Origin of the sequence: Streptomyces sp. So13.3, assembly GCF_005860785.2 — a bacterium.
GTDB classification, from domain to species: Bacteria; Actinomycetota; Actinomycetes; order Streptomycetales; family Streptomycetaceae; genus Actinacidiphila; species Actinacidiphila fildesensis.
The window spans coordinates 1,816,403-1,830,993 of sequence record NZ_CP048835.1; the positions used below are offsets into that span (position 1 = coordinate 1,816,403).

The window sequence follows — 14,591 nt, forward strand, 5'->3', positions numbered from 1 at the left end:
TCCCGGCGGCGCCCCTGTCACGTGCGGTGTGCGTCCCGTCAGCCCTGCTGGAACATCTCCGCGGGCAGCGGCTTCAGCAGTTGGTACAGGTCGTCGGTGATGGGGCGGTCCCAGGTGGCGATGGTGACCTGGACGCCGTCGCTGCGGTCGAACTGGGCGCAGGCGATCCGTGCTTCCGAGACCTTTATCCGCCGGACGATGAGCAGGCCGTCGCCGTGCATCGCGGGGGTGTCCTCGGTGCTGACCACTTCCACCGGCTCCTCGTTGCCGAGGGCCACCATCAGCTGGGCCACCTCGAAGGGCACCTGGCCGTCCTCCAGCTCACGCGCCGGGGAGCCCTCGGGGAGATTGCCGATCAGCATGGCGGGACCGCGCCCGCCGAAGAGGTCGTAGCGCAGGAAGATGCCCTGGCAGCTGCCGTCGGGACCGGGCAGCAGCCCAGCGCCGAGAATGCCCGGCCAGTCCCCCGGGTCCATGGCCAGGACATCGAAGTCCGGCCCGGTGGGCGTGGCTGCGGTGCGGCGGCGGAGGAACGACATACGGCCATCGTACGTGGCCCGCGGCCCCTTGCGCGGCGCCGGGGGCCGTGGCCGCCGGACCTCTCGGCGGCCCGTCCTCATTCCTCCCCCGCGACTGCCCCGGACGGGCCGCCGGGCGGGTCGGTCCGGTACGCCCCCGGCAGCCCGCCGGGGTCGGTGCCGAGCTTGCGGTAGACGGCGGAGAGCAGCCGGCCGACGGTGACCTCGCCGGTGGACAGCTCCGCCGCGATCGCCGCCGGTGTCGCGCCGGTGGCCGCGCGGGCGGCGGCCGCGTGTTCCTGCTCAGTGAGGGTGGCGGTCCCGGTGGCGGGCAGCCGCAGGGGCCGCAGGCCCGCCGAAGTGAGCTCCCCGCGAGCCCGTGAGGCCAGTTCGTCGGCGCCGCACTGCAGGGCGCCCTCCAGACCCCGGTAGAGCTGCTCGGCGGCCTCCGCCGGGCGGCCCGCCCGGCGCAGCGCCGTCCCGTGGGCGACCAGCGAGCAGGCCAGCTGGTGGCCGGCCGGGGAGCGCTCCAGCGAGTCGACGGACTCCTCCAGGAGCTTCATCCGCTCCGCTCCCCCGGACACCTCGGCGGCGATCCGCAGGGTGTGCCCAATCGTGGAGGCGGCTCCGAACTGCCGGGCGCGGGCGACGGCCTCCATGGCCGTGGCGCGGGCCCGGTCCGGGGCGGTGGACGCCTCGGCGAGCGCCAGGTGCGGCTGCCAGGGACACCAGGCGGGATTGCGCATGCCGCGCTGGTTCAGCCGGCGGCCCACGGCGGCCAGTTCCACGGCGGCCTCCTTCGCCATACCGCGGGCGAGCAGCAGCTCGCCGTAGACGCCCTGGGCGTCGGGGAAGGTGACGGCGGCGGGGAACGGGGCGTGGAAGTCGTGGTCCGCGGCCAGTTCCGTCGCCTCGGCCACCCGGCCGCGGGCGAGCAGCACCTCGATGAGGACCGCGACGGAGTACCACTGGACGGGGGTGCCCCGGCCGACGCGCTCGGCGAGCCGCAGTCCGGCGCGGGCGAAGTCCTCGGCCTCGGCGAGCCGGCCGCGCCGGAAGCGGACGTAGCCGAGCAGCAGATAGCCGAACGACAGATGGGCGCCGCGCCAGCCCTGGCGTTCGAACTCGGCGATCCCGTCGGCGAACAGCTCCTCCGCCCGGCCGGGCCGGTCCGCGTACATGTGCACCAGGGCGACCAGCACCGGGACCTCGAAGCCGCAGTCCGCCTCGGCCCAGTGCAGCCCTCCGTCCAGGGCCCGGCCCGCGTGGCGCAGCGCGGTGCCGGACGGCTCGCCGCGCAGGACGGCGTCCCAGGCGCGCAGCCCGATGATGTACCGCTCGGTGAGGTCGCGGCCGGTCAGCCGGTCGGCGAGCCGGGCCAGCCGGCGGGAGCGGGCGGGTGAGCCGGGCTCGTCCGCCCGGAACGCGTCCCACATGAACTGCTCGGCCTGCATCCGCAGCCGGACCCGGGGATCGGTGGCGGTACGGGCCGCGTGGCCGACGGTGTCGGCGGCCTCGTCGAGCCGGTCGCTGTGGGCGAGTGCCTGGGAGAGGTGGAAGAGGATCCCCTCGCGCAGGGCGGGGTCGCCCGCCGGCTCCTCCAGCGCGGCCCGGAGATGGTTGACGGTGGTGGCGGGCTCGAGCAGCAGGGAGGCGCAGCCGAGTTCGTACAGGACGGCGGCGCGCTCGCCGGGGGACGGGGGTTCGCGCAGGGCCCGGCCGAGGTAGCTGCGGGCGGCTTCCGGGGCGCCCGCGCGCAGCGTCTCGCGGGCGGCGTCCCGCAGTTGGCCCACGACCCAGGAGTCGCCCTCGGGGTGGGTCTCGAGCAGATGGCGGGCGGCGGCCGAGGCTCCGAGGCCGGCGTCGACGACCGACCAGGCCGCCCGGCCGTGCAGCGCGACCCGCGCCGCGTCGGGGATCGCCCGGTAGACAGCGGTGGCGATCAGCGGGTGGACGAATTCGAGGGTCGCGCCGCCGGTCAGCACCCGGGCGCCGCGCAGTGTGTCCGCGGCCTCGGCCGCCTCCGCCGCGCCGATGCCCGCGATGTCCGCGGCGAGCTCCGGGGAGATCTCCGTCCCCAGCACCGCGGCGGCCCAGGCCAGCCGGACGGCGGGCACGCCCAGCCGTTCCAGCCGGGTGGTGAGCCCGCTGCCCTTCACCGCGGCCGCCAGTTCGCGCAGCAGGTGCGCGCTGGTCCGGTCGGGGCGCAGGCCCCGGTCGCGGACCTTGGCGGTCAGCTCGACGGCCTCGAAGGGGTTGCCCGCGGTGACGGACCAGCACTCGCGGCAGAACGCGTCGTCCGCGTGCTCCCCGACCGACGCGCGCACCAGGTCGCGTATCGCGTCCGCGGTGAGCGGTTCCAGGTCCAGGGGCCGGTGGCCGGTACTGCCGGGCAGTCCGCGGAACGACCCGGCGTGCTCGGGCAGTTCCTCGGGCCGGTAGGCGACGACGATCAGCATGGACAGTTCCGCGGCGCGCGGCGCGAACGCTGCGAGCCAGCCCAGCGATTCGGGATCGGCCCAGTGGGCGTCGTCCAGGACGAGGACCACCGGGGCGCGCCGCTGGGCGAGATGGGTGACCACCCAGTCCAGGCCGTCGCGCAGGCCCTGCGGGTCGGGTGCCGCACCGTCGCCCGCCGCGCACAGGCCCAGCGCCGGGCCGACGATCCCGTACCAGCTGCCGAGCGAGGAGCGCAGTTCGCTCTCACCGGATCCGGCGAGCTGCGGCTGCAGGAGCTGCCGGGCCACATGGAAGGCCACCCGCTGCTCCTGGTCGCCGCCGCGGGCGGACAGTACGGTGCAGCCCTGGTCGGCCGCGCGCCGGCGGGTCTCGGCCAGGAGCGTGGTCTTGCCGAGCCCGGCGGTGCCGGAGAAGGCCAGCAGGCCGCCGCGCGGCCGCTCGCGGCTCTCGCCGCCGTCCGCCCGCAAGCCGGTGAGCTGGCGCAACGCCTCGTCCACAGCGGCGAGTTCGGGCTCTCGTTCGAGCAACGGGCGCCCTGAACGGGCCCTGTGCTCCGGCATCGTGCACCCCCTGGTACCACCGCGTACGCCGGGCGCCCGATGCGCTCGGCGCTCGCGCGTCCGATGCCACCTCAGCGTACGCCCGCGGGGCGGTCCGGGACCCTGTCCCGGACCTGCCGCGGCCCTACCTTCCGAGGTCCTGGTTCATCGCCCCAGCGCAGAGTGCTGGAACCCGTTGTCCGATGTCTGTTCGAGGGCCTTGGCCAGCCCGGCGTGATCGGTGCCGACCTTGCGGTAGACGGCGGACAGCATGCGCGTCACCTCGCGTTCCGCGGCGCCCATCTCCTTCGCGACCTCGGCGGTGGACCGGCCGCCCGCGACCTGTTCCGCCACCGTCCGCTCCGGCCCGGTGAGCGTGTCGGTCCCGGTACTGCGCAGCTGCAGCGGGCGCATCCCCGCCGCCGCGAGCTCGTCACGGGCCCGGCCGGCGAGCGCGTCCGAGTTGCAGTGCAGCGCGCCTTCCAGACCGGCGTGCAACCGGTCGGCGGCGTCCTGCGGTAGTCCGGCCCGGCGCAGCGCGGCACCGTACGCGACCTGCGCGCGGGCCAGTTCGAACGCCGAGGGTGAGCGTTCGAGATGGCTGACGGCCTCGGCCAGCAGCCGCAGACCGTCGGCGCCACCGGTCACTTCGGCGGACGCGTGCAGCGCCTGCCCGATCGCCGACGCGGTACCGAACTGGCGGGCCCGCTGAACGGCCTCCCGGATGGTGTCCGCGGCCCGTTCGGGCTCGACGAGCGCCACCGCCTGGGCGAGGTGCAGCTGCCACGGGCACCAGCCGGGATTGCGCATGCCGCGCGCCTCCAGCCGCTGGCCGACCACCGTGAGATGGCGTTCGGCGTCGCCCCGCATGCCCTGGGCCAGCAGCAGTTCGCTGAAGACCGTCTGGGAGTCGGGGTAGACCACCGCGTTCGGGATCACCTCGCCGTAGTTGTACGTGTCGGCGAGCTCCTGTGCCTCGTGGGTACGGCCGCGGGCCAGCAGGATCTCGATGAGGATGCCGATCGCGAACCACTGCGCGGGCACTCCCGGCCCCACCCGGTCGGCGATGCCCAGCCCGGCGTGCACCAGGTCCTCGGCCTCGGCGAGCCGCCCGCGGCGGTAGCGGATGTACCCGAGGAGCGTGAAGCCGAACGACAGGTGCGCGCCGCGCCAGCCCTTGCGTTCCAGCTCCGCGATGCCCTTGGTGAACAGGTCCTCGGCGCGGCCCGGCTGGTCGCAGTACATGAAGGTGAGGGCGACCAGGACCGGAACCTCGAAGCCCCAGTTCTCGTCGGTCCAGCTGAGGCCGTCGCCGAGGGCCTCCTCGGCGTAGCGGACCGCGACGGGGGCCGGTTCGCCGCGCACCATCGCGTCCCAGGCGCGCAGTCCCAGGATGTAGCGTTCGGCCGGGCCGCGGCCGGTGAGATGGTCCGCCAGCCGGGCCAATCGCCGGGAGCGGGCGGGCGAGTCCTGTTCGTCGGCCCGGAAGGCGTTCCACATGAACTGCTCGGCCTGCATGCGCAGCCGGGTGCGGGTGTTGTTGGCCCGGCCGGCCTCGGCCTCGACGGTTCTGGCGGCCTCCGCCATCCGGCCGGTGTGTCCCAGCGCCTGGGCGAGCCGGTAGGTGATGGCCTCGCGCAGCTCCGGTTCGAGTTCCGGCTCCTCCAGGGCGGCCCGCAGGTGGTTGACCGTGTTCGCGGGCTCGTTGAGGAGCGAGGAGCAGCCGAGTTCGAAGAGCACGGCCGCGCGCTCACCGTAGGGCGGGGGTTCGCGCAGGGCGCGGGCGAGGCAGCGCTGGGCCGCCTCGGGCGCACCGGCCCGCAGGTACTCGCGGGCGGCGCCGCGCAGTTGTTGCACCACCCACTCGTCACCCTCGGGGTGCAGTTCCAGCAGGTGCCGGGCGGCGGTGGCGGCACCCAGTCCCGCTTCCGTCACGGCCGATGCCGCCTCGCCGTGCATCCCGACGCGCAGCGCGCTGGGGATCGCCCGGTAGACGGCGGTGGCGATCAGCGGGTGGACGAACTCCAGGGTGGAGCTGTCGTTGGTGCCGACCGTCAGGATGCGCGCGGCCCGCAGCCGTTCGAAGGCGTCGGCCGCCTCCTCGCGGCCGAGCGCGGCGACGCCCGCGGCCAGCGGCGGTGCGATGGACGTGCCGAGGACGGCCGCGGCCCAGGCGAAGCGGACCGCGGACGGGCCCAGTTTCTCGATCCGCTCGATGAGGCCGCTGCCCTTGACGGCGGAGGCCAGTTCGCGCAGTTCCGGGATCTCCTCGCGCTGGCCCTTGAGTTCGCGGTCGCAGATCTTGGCGGTGAGCTCGGTGACCTCGAAGGGGTTGCCGCCGGTGACCGCCCACGCCTCACGGCAGAACGCCTCCTCGGCGCTCTCCCCCACGGCGTCGCGCACTATGCGCCGGACGGCGCCCGGGGTGAGCGCCACCAGGTCGAAGGGCCGGGAGCCGTGCCGGCCGGCGAGTTTGCGGAACGCCATCGCGTTGGCGGGCAGTTCGTCCGGCCGGTACGCGACGATCACCAGCATCGGCAGTTCCTCGGCGCGCGGGGCGAAGGTGGTCAGCCACGCCAGCGACTCCGCGTCGGCCCAGTGCGCGTCGTCCAGGATCAGGACGACGGGCGCCTGCTGGACGGCGAAGCGCGTCACCACCCAGTCCAGGCCGTCGCGCACGCCGGTGGGATCGGGGGCGCCGTCGCCGGCCGAGGCCACCAGCCCGACCGCCGGGGCGACGATGTCGTACCAGCTGCCCAGTATCCGGCGGTGCTCCTCCTCGGAGGCCGCCGCGAGCACCGGCTGGACGAGCTGGCGGACGACATGGAAGGCCATGCCCTGCTCCTGCTCGCCACCGCGTGCGGACAGCACGGTGCAGCCGCGCGCCGCCGCTCGCCTGCGGACCTCGGCGAGCAGTGCGGTCTTGCCGCCCCCGGCAGGACCCGCGAAAGCGAGCAGCCCGCCGTGCTTCGTGCCGGACCGAGTCCCGCAGAGATCGTTCAAAGCGCCGTCGAGCGCGACGAGTTCGGACTCACGTTCGAGAACCAAGCGATTCACTCGTCCCAATTGTTCTACCGCGTCTGGCATGTCCGTTCCCGTTCTCGTTGCCTGTTCGGCAGGTAGCGCCGAGCGTACGCCCGCCGGGACGCTCTGTAGTGCCCCCTGGGGATATCCACGTCGGACGAACGGGTAGATGGCAAACGCCAGTTCACTTTCCCCATGGTCCGGGCGGCTCCGGACCACCGCGACGCAACCCGAGGTGGGCACCTTGTCGGACACCACAGCCCCCAGCGGCCCCATCCAGCGCGACATCCTCGCGGAACGCACCACCCTGCTGAGCATTCCCTTCCCCGGGCGGTCGAGCCCGCACACCGACCGAGCCCGCCGGCACACCCTCAAGTGGCTGCGCGACCTGGCGATACTCCGTTTCGACCGCGACGTCGAGGAGTACGACGCCCTACGGCTGGAGCGCCTGATGGCGTTCTTCTACCCCCGTGCCACCGGACCCGACCTCGACCTCGCCGCCGATTTCAACGCCTGGTTCTTCATCTTCGACGACCAGTTCGACGGCCCTTTGGGGCGTCGGCCGGACGACGTGGAGCGCGAGGTCGACACGTTGGTGTCGATCCTCTACGAACCACCTTCCCCCGTCCGTGGCGCCGCCAACCCGTCGGACAACCCCCTCGCGGACGGATTCCGCGACATCTGGGTCCGTTCGGCGGCCGGCACGCCGACCGTGTGGCAGCACCGCTTCCGCGACCACTGGCGGGACTATCTGCGGGCCTACCACTGGGAGGCGCTGAACCGGACGCGGCGGCCCGCCATGACCCTCGAGACCTTCCTGCGGGGCCGCCGGGACTCCATCGGCGTCCAGCCGTGCCTGGACTTCGCCGAGCGCTGCGGCGGCTACACCCTGCCGGACATGCTGCACTCGGGCCCGCTCGCCGAGATGCGGGAGATCACCAGTGATGTGGTGATCTTCGTGAACGACATCATGTCGGTGGACAAGGAGTTGGCCGCCGGGGACGTCAACAACAGTGTGATCCTGCTGCTCGACAGCAGCGACCACACGCTGGAGGGGGCCGTGGAACTCATCGCGCGGGCTGCCAACGCGCGCGTGCAGCGGTTCCAGATGCTGGCCGCGCGGCTTCCCGCGGTGCTCGACGAGTACAACGCCGCGCCCGCGCTGCGGACGCAGGTGGAGGACTATGTGCGCGCCATGCGCCATGTGATGCGCGGCAATCTCGACTGGTCCCTGGAGACCGCGCGGTACCGCGCTTCGGGGGTCGCCGCGGTGAGCGGCGGCAGACAGCGGCCGTGGTCGGATCTCTTCGGCGCGGACCGCGCCCGCCCCGGTGGCCTCGGCTGAACCGGCCGTGAACGGAGCGGCGGAACGGCCGGGGCCGCACGGGAGTGCGGCCCCGGTCCCTCGCGCGGCCCGGATGCGGGCGGACGCCGACTTCCTAGGCAGGGTAGGTGCGGCCCGCGAAGCGCCGCTCGAAACCGTCGCCGGCGTTCGCGGTGACGGTGTAGTCGTAGCCGCCGTCGGCCGCCGATGTGAGCGCGACCTGCTGGGTACCGCCCGCCGCGACGGTCGCCGTACTGCCGCCGGAACCGTCCCCGGCGGCGTTGCCGCCCACGGTGAAGACCACCGCCGCGCCACCGCCGTTGGTCAGCGTCAGCGCCAGGTTCCGCGGCGTCGCGCGGGCGATGGCCACGGCCGCCTCGGGGTGCCCCTTGGCCGCGTTCGACCAGGTCCGCACATCGCCCTTGAAGCCGCGCAGATAGCCGTCGGGGCCGTGCGCGTCGATGTCGTACAGGCCGCCGCCGTACGTCTGGGCGCTGAAGTAGTCCTGCACGCTGCCGCCGACGGGAACGGTGTAGCGCCAGTTGTCGTACGTGCGGTGGTTGACGGTGTACATCGCGAACCCGGCGCCCAGCGTCCCGGTGTTGACCACCTTGATCCAGATGCGGCCGGTGCTCGTCTCGGTCCACGACGTCGTGTCGAAGCCGTAGCCGATCCTCCGGGCCGGCCGGGTGCCCGACTCCTGGACCGGCGCCACCTGCGCCGACGGCGGGGCGGCGTCGGGCAGCGAGTTCTGGGCGTCGCAGGCGGCGACCAGCGCGGCGGTGTCGGGGAGCGAGGGGAACGTGGTGTTCTTCGTGCTGAAGTCGAAGGCGCTCATCAGGTCACCGCAGACGGTGCGGCGCCAGGCGGAGATGTTGGTCTCCTTCACCCCGGTCCAGTTCTCCAGGAACCGCAGCGGCGAGGTGTGGTCGGCGACCTCGGAGTTGACGTAGCCGCCGCGGCTCCAGGGCGAGATCACGATCATCGGCACGCGCGGGCCGAGACCGATGGGCACCCCGCCGATGAACTCGTCCGCGGTTCCGGCGGGCGGGACGGGCGGCGCCACATGGTCGAAGAAGCCGTCGTTCTCGTCGAAGTTGAGGAAGACCACGGTCTTGGCCCAGACGGCCGGGTTCGCCGCGAGCGACTCCAGGACGTACTTCGAGGTGTAGTTCGCGCCGTACGCCGGCGGGTAGTCCGGGTGCTCGCTCTGGTTGGCCGGGGCCACGACCCAGCTGACGGCCGGCAGCGTACCGTTCTTCACGTCCTGGTTGAACGCGTCGGCGGAACGCCGCTGCATCCCGTTGACGTAGAGCGGTGACGTGGTGGCGGCGCTCTTGAAGTTCTTGAACCAGGCGAGCGGGTTGTCGTCGTAGTTGTCCTGCTGCTGGTAGACCCGCCAGGAGATGCCCGCCGACTGCAGGCGCTCGGCGTAGGTGGTCCAGGAGTACCCCTTCTCGGAGTTGTCCGTGACCGGCCCGCCGTTCCTGCCCGCCGGGTCGACGGTGGCGGTCCACTGGTACAGCCGGTTGGGGTTGGTCGGCCCCTGCACGGAACAGAAGTACTGGTCGCAGAGGGTGAACGACTCGGCCAGCGCGAACTGGAACGGGATGTCGGCGCGCTGGTAGTACCCCATCGACCAGGCGCTCTTGGCCGGCACCCAGTTGTTGTACTTGCCGCTGTTCCAGGCGCTGTGGGTGCCCGACCAGCCGTGGTCGAGGTCCCGCACCCGCTGCGCGTCCGTCGTCGCGGTGTTCAGGTGCCAGGGCAGTACGAGACTGCCGCCGGAGGGACCGTTCGCGGTCTGGCGCAGCACGTCCTGGCCGTTGGGGAAGCGCAGCCGCGACCGGTCGCCGTAGCCGCGTACACCCTTGAGGGTGCCGAAGTAGTGATCGAACGAACGGTTCTCCTGCATGAAGATCACCACATGCTCGACATCGTCGAGCGTGCCGGCCGCCGAGGTGGCGGCCATGGCCTGCTGGATGGAGGCGGGCAGCGTGCCGAACGCGGCGGCGGCGCCGGCCGCTCCCAGGAATCCACGGCGGGACAAGGGCGTCAAGGCGACTCCTCGGTCAGGGGACACAGGTGCGGGGTCGCGCCGAATTGAACGGGGAGAACGCGACGGGCGCGCCAATACGCGCGGAGACTGCCATGGCCACTTGCCACACACAAGATGACGGGCGACCCAAGCACGGGCAAAGCCGCCGGACGTCCTGATACCCGCCACCGGGACGGCCGGAACCAGCCACCCCGGAGCGGAGACCTAATGTTATATTCGCGGCGATGCATTAGCTGATGCGCCCAGCAGGTGGAGTGCCGGCAAGTGGACTTCCGGCGGGGCGACAAGAACCGGGATCACACCCGGTCGACCCACCGCCGTTCCGACGGCGGCCGGCACAAGGAGCTGCCGTGGCCGTGAACCGTCCCGACCCCGTACCGGCGGTCCTGGAGAGTCAGTCGCGGCTGCGGGCGCTGCTCGGCGGGCTGACCGACGCCGACGTCCGCGCCCCGAGCGCACTGCCCGGCTGGACCCGCGGGCACCTGCTCAGCCATGTCGAAGGGGTCGGGTTCGCCCTGGCCCGGCAGGCGCGTTACGCCCTCAAGGACGAGCTGATCGATCCCTACGACGGCGGGCGGCCGGCCCGAGACGCCGCCATCGAGGCCGGACACGGCCGCTCGGCCGCCGAACTGCGGGCGGCCGTCACCGCGGCGCTCGACGAGGCCGAGCAGGCGTGGACGGCCGTCGGCCCGCGGGACCTGGAGCGGCCGGTGCGCTATCGCGACGCCACGCTGTCGGCCGCCGCGCTCGCCTGGTGGCGGGAGTTGGAGATCCACACGGCGGACGCCGCGATCGGGTACCGGACCGCGCAGTGGTCACGGCCGTTCTGCGCGCACGTCCTGGACTTCCTCGCGCCGCGGGTACCGGACGCGGTGCGGCTGACGCTCGCGGCGTCGGACGGCCCGGAGGCACTTGTCCTCGGGGACGGCGAACCGGTCACCGTAGGCGGTGCGCTCACCGACCTCACCGCCTGGCTGGCGGGACGCGAGCCGCTGGGCCCGCTGGACAGCGGAGTGGCGCCGCTGCCCGAACTCGGGCCGTGGCCGTAGTCGTAGCCGTGGCCGTAGCCATGCTGGTGTCCGGCCCCGAACAGCCGGCCGCCGGGCCTCGGTGACGAGGCCCGGCGGCCGGTGGGGCGTACGGGACGGACGCCTCAGGTGAGGTCGAACTCGCCGTCACGCGCGCCGAGTACGAAGGCGCGCCATTCGGCGGGCGTGAAGATCAGCGACGGCCCGTCCGGGCTCCGCCCGTCCCGCATCGCGATGTAGCCCTCGATAAAGGCGATCTGGACGTCGCCCGTGCCCTGACTGCTGGACTGCCAGTCCGCGCTCGCAAGATCCAGCTGCGGCTTCTTACCGTTGGTCAACGGCTGTCCGATGGTGCTCTCGGCCACGTCCGCTCTCCTCCCACGTCGTCATCCGCGACCCAGCCTAGCCACCGGGCCCTTTGCCCGACAGGCAATGGGACAAGCTGCCCGGATACACCGCCCGATCAGGTGGTGGGCCGGTCCGCGCCGACGAGCCACATCGAGAAGAACTGCGCGCCGCCGCCGTACGCGTGGCCCAGCGCCCGGCGGGCCCCTTCCACCTGGTGCTCACCGGCCTGGCCGCGTACCTGCAGCGCCGCCTCGGCGAACCGGATCATGCCGGACGCGCCGATCGGGTTGGTGGACAGCACCCCGCCCGACGGGTTGACGGGGAGATCGCCGTCGAGTTCGGTGACGCCCGCCTCGGTGAGCTTCCAGCCCTCCCCCTCGGCGGCGAAGCCGAGGTTCTCCAGCCACATCGGCTCGTACCAGGAGAACGGCACGTACATCTCGACCGCGTCGATCTCCCGGCGCGGATCGGTGATCCCGGCCTGCCGGTACACATCGGCGGCGCAGTCCTTGCCGGCCTGCGGGCTGACGTAGTCCTTGCCCGCGAACATCGTCGGCTCGCTGCGCATGGCCCCGCCGTGCAGCCAGGCGGGCGGGCGCGGCGTCCGGGCCGCGCCCTCGGTGTCGGTGAGCACCATCGCGACCGCGCCGTCGGAGGACGGGCAGGTCTCGGAGTAGCGGATCGGGTCCCACAGCATGGGGGCGGCCCGCACCTTCTCCAGGGTGATGTCCTTCTCGTGCAGGTGGGCGTAGGGGTTCTTCAGGGCGTTGCGGCGGTCCTTGAACGCGACGAGGGAGCCGATGTGGTCGGGCGCCCCGGTGCGGCGCATGTAGGCGCGTACGTGCGGGGCGAAGAAGCCGCCGGCGCCGGCGAGCAGCGGCTGCTGGAACGGGATCGGCAGCGAGAGCCCCCACATGGCGTTGGACTCGGACTGCTTCTCGAACGCGACGGTCAGTACGGTGCGGTGGACGCGGGCCGCGACCAGGTTGGAGGCGACCAGCGCGGTCGAGCCGCCGACCGAGCCCGCGGTGTGCACCCGCAGCATCGGTTTGCCGACCGCTCCGAGGGCGTCCGCCAGATACAGCTCCGGCATCATCACGCCCTCGAAGAAGTCCGGGGCCTTGCCGATGACGACCGCGTCGATGTCGGCGAAGGTGAGTTCGGCGTCGGCGAGCGCCCGCAGGGCCGCCTCGCGCAGCAGCCCCGCGATCGACACGTCGTGCCGGGCCGCGACGTGCTTGGTCTGGCCGATGCCGACGACGGCCACGGGTGCCTTGCTCATTTCACATCCCCTTCCAGGACGGCGACCAGGTTCTGCTGCAGGCAGGGACCGGAGGTCGCGTGGGCCACGGCGCGGTCGGAGTCGCCGCGGTGGATGCGGGCGGCCGCCTCGCCGAGCCGGATCAGGCCGGCGGCCATGATGGGGTTGGCGGCGAGCGGACCGCCGGACGGGTTGACGTCCACCTCGTCGCCCAGCCGCAGCGCCCTGCGCAGCACGACCTCCTGGGAGGTGAACGGCGCGTGCAGTTCCGCGGTGTCGACCGGCGCGTCGAAGAGCCCGGCCCGTTCGGCCGCGAGCCGGGTGGACGGTGAGTCGGTGAGGTCGCGGACGCCGAGGCTGTGCGCCTCGATCCGGTGGTCGAGGCCGCGGATCCACGCGGGCCTGGCGCAGAGCCGGCGGGCGGTGTCCCCGGCGGCCAGCACGATCGCGGCGGCGCCGTCGCCGACCGGCGGGCAGTCCTGGCGGCGCAGCGGCTGGACGACGTACTCCCCGCCGTCGCGGACGGAGGTGAGCTGCGCGTACGGGTTGTCCCGCGCGGAGGCGCGGCTGCGGGCGGCGACCCCGGCGAGTTCGGGTTCGCTGGTGTGCCCCGCGTCGATGAGGGCCCGCGCCTGGAGCGCGGCGAGCGCGACCGGGTCGGGCCACAGCGGCGCGACGTAGTACGGGTCGAGCTGGCGGGTCAGTACCTCGCGGACGTCGCCGGGCGAGGACTTGCCGTAGGAGTACACCAGCGCGGTGTCGGCCTCACCGGTGAGGATCTTCACCCAGGCCTCGTAGAGCGCCCAGGCGCCGTCCATCTCGACATGCGATTCGGAGATCGGCGGCCAGGCGCCGACCCCGTCCAGGGCCATCGTGAAGGAGAAGGCCCGGCCGGCGAGGTAGTCCGACGACCCGGAGCAGGTGAAGCCGATGTCGCTGGCCTTCAGTTCGACCTGGTCGAACGCCTCGTGCAGCACGGGCATGAGCAGTTCGACCTCGGAGACCTCGGCCGTGCTGCGGGCGTGCCGGCTCTGGGCGAACGCCACGATCGCGACGTCCCGCATCTAGACCATCTCCTTGTACGTGTCGTAGCCGGCGTCGGGCTCTCCGGTCGGCCGGTAGTGGTCGGGGAAGCCGCCGTCGTCGCTCCACACGGGTTCGACGCGCATGCCCATCCGCACCTGGTCGTAGGGGAGGCCGCCGATGCGCCCGTGCAGGGCGAGGTCCGCGCCGTCCAGGGCGATGTGCGCGTAGACGTACGGCACTTCGATGTCGAGGCCGCGGGCCTTGATGTTGACGATGCAGAAGGTGGTGATGGTGCCGCCAGGTCCCACTTCCACCTGTTCCTCGGTGGCGACGCCGCAGGTGGGGCAGGCGCCCCGGGGCGGGATGTAGACCTTGCGGCAGGACGGGCAGCGTTCGCCGATCATCTTGCGGTCGGCGAGCGCGGCGAGGTAGCGGGTCTGGGCCCGGCCGGGGCTGTAGACGTAGTCGAGGCGCGCGGGGGCGACGATGCCGGTCACCGGATCGGTGAACTCGCCGTGGTGCGCGGTGGCCGCGCGCTCCGGCGGCCCGGTCCCGTCGTCCGGTTCGAAGCAGGCGATGTCGGTGATCGCGCCGACCCGCTCGTCGGCCCAGCGGATCCGTACCCGCATTCCGGTGCTGACGGCGTCGGGGCCGGCCGCGTCCAGGGCGTGCAGCATCGCGGTGTCGGCGCCGTCGAGGCGGACCAGGACCCAGGCGAAGGGCGTGGAGAGCGGCTGGTTGCGCCCGGGGTCGGGGTTCCAGGCCCAGGTGGTGACGGTGCCGGTGGCGCCGACCTCGACGAGTTCCCGCAGCTCCGCCGAGGTGACGGGGTCGTATTCGACGGGCGGTACGAGCACCCGGTCGTCGCCGGTGCGCACACCGAGCACGGTGCGTTCGCGCAGGCCGGTGAGGAACGCGCTCTGGACGGGGCCGAGCGAGCGGGTGAACGGGAACTCGACGACCAGTGGTGCGCTGAGGACTTCGGTCATGGGGGGCTTCTCTCC

General features: G+C 73.0%; 10 protein-coding genes. 2 read left to right on the forward strand and 8 right to left on the reverse strand.

Going from position 1 to position 14,591, the window contains the following annotated elements; translation table 11 throughout:
* Positions 1-38: 38 nt before the first annotated feature.
* The 3 genes from C8250_RS08355 to C8250_RS08365 form a co-directional block, all read right to left on the reverse strand.
* A complete protein-coding gene (locus C8250_RS08355) occupies positions 39-539 on the reverse strand; it encodes a hypothetical protein (protein WP_138353938.1) in 501 nt (166 codons plus the stop codon).
* Between the two features lie 77 nt (positions 540-616).
* The gene (locus C8250_RS08360) at positions 617-3,538 is read right to left on the reverse strand and encodes an AAA family ATPase (protein ID WP_138353939.1); all 2,922 of its coding nucleotides are present in this window, start codon (positions 3,536-3,538) and stop codon (positions 617-619) included.
* Positions 3,539-3,682: 144 nt separating this feature from the next.
* A complete protein-coding gene (locus C8250_RS08365) occupies positions 3,683-6,604 on the reverse strand; it encodes an AAA family ATPase (protein ID WP_138353940.1) in 2,922 nt (973 codons plus the stop codon).
* A 181-nt stretch (positions 6,605-6,785) separates the two neighbouring features.
* Here C8250_RS08365 and C8250_RS08370 point away from each other — a divergent pair, with 181 nt between their 5' ends.
* Positions 6,786-7,886, forward strand: a complete 1,101-nt coding sequence (locus tag C8250_RS08370; RefSeq protein ID WP_138353941.1) for an isoafricanol synthase — start codon at positions 6,786-6,788, stop codon at positions 7,884-7,886.
* Between the two features lie 94 nt (positions 7,887-7,980).
* Here the strand turns inward: C8250_RS08370 and C8250_RS08375 are convergent, their stop codons facing one another.
* Entirely contained in the window at positions 7,981-9,924 is a 1,944-nt protein-coding gene (locus tag C8250_RS08375; RefSeq protein ID WP_138353942.1) for a phospholipase C, phosphocholine-specific, read from the reverse strand.
* Between the two features lie 350 nt (positions 9,925-10,274).
* Between C8250_RS08375 and C8250_RS08380 the strand changes: the two genes are divergently transcribed.
* On the forward strand, positions 10,275-10,973 hold the full coding sequence (locus C8250_RS08380) for a maleylpyruvate isomerase family mycothiol-dependent enzyme (protein WP_244809025.1): 699 nt from the start codon (positions 10,275-10,277) through the stop codon (positions 10,971-10,973).
* Between the two features lie 104 nt (positions 10,974-11,077).
* Here the strand turns inward: C8250_RS08380 and C8250_RS08385 are convergent, their stop codons facing one another.
* The 4 genes from C8250_RS08385 to C8250_RS08400 form a co-directional block, all read right to left on the reverse strand.
* Positions 11,078-11,317 carry a DUF397 domain-containing protein gene (locus tag C8250_RS08385; RefSeq protein WP_138353944.1) on the reverse strand — a complete coding sequence of 80 codons (240 nt, stop codon included), beginning with the start codon at positions 11,315-11,317 and terminating at the stop codon, positions 11,078-11,080.
* A 98-nt stretch (positions 11,318-11,415) separates the two neighbouring features.
* Positions 11,416-12,582, reverse strand: a complete 1,167-nt coding sequence (locus C8250_RS08390) for a thiolase domain-containing protein (RefSeq protein WP_138353945.1) — start codon at positions 12,580-12,582, stop codon at positions 11,416-11,418.
* Positions 12,579-13,625, reverse strand: a complete 1,047-nt coding sequence (locus C8250_RS08395) for a thiolase domain-containing protein (RefSeq protein WP_138353946.1) — start codon at positions 13,623-13,625, stop codon at positions 12,579-12,581. The genes C8250_RS08390 and C8250_RS08395 overlap by 4 nt, the downstream gene beginning before the upstream one ends.
* Positions 13,626-14,576, reverse strand: a complete 951-nt coding sequence (locus C8250_RS08400) for an OB-fold nucleic acid binding domain-containing protein (protein WP_138353947.1) — start codon at positions 14,574-14,576, stop codon at positions 13,626-13,628. It lies immediately after the preceding gene.
* Positions 14,577-14,591 lie beyond the last annotated feature (15 nt).

Excerpts from the sequence above, each read along its gene's own strand:
- C8250_RS08355 (WP_138353938.1), bottom strand. The coding sequence starts at position 539 with ATGTCGTTCCTCCGCCGCCGCACCGCAGCCACGCCCACCGGGCCGGAC.
- C8250_RS08360 (WP_138353939.1), bottom strand. The coding sequence starts at position 3,538 with ATGCCGGAGCACAGGGCCCGTTCAGGGCGCCCGTTGCTCGAACGAGAG.
- C8250_RS08365 (WP_138353940.1), bottom strand. The coding sequence starts at position 6,604 with ATGCCAGACGCGGTAGAACAATTGGGACGAGTGAATCGCTTGGTTCTC.
- C8250_RS08390 (WP_138353945.1), bottom strand. The coding sequence starts at position 12,582 with ATGAGCAAGGCACCCGTGGCCGTCGTCGGCATCGGCCAGACCAAGCAC.
- C8250_RS08395 (WP_138353946.1), bottom strand. The coding sequence starts at position 13,625 with ATGCGGGACGTCGCGATCGTGGCGTTCGCCCAGAGCCGGCACGCCCGC.
- C8250_RS08400 (WP_138353947.1), bottom strand. The coding sequence starts at position 14,576 with ATGACCGAAGTCCTCAGCGCACCACTGGTCGTCGAGTTCCCGTTCACC.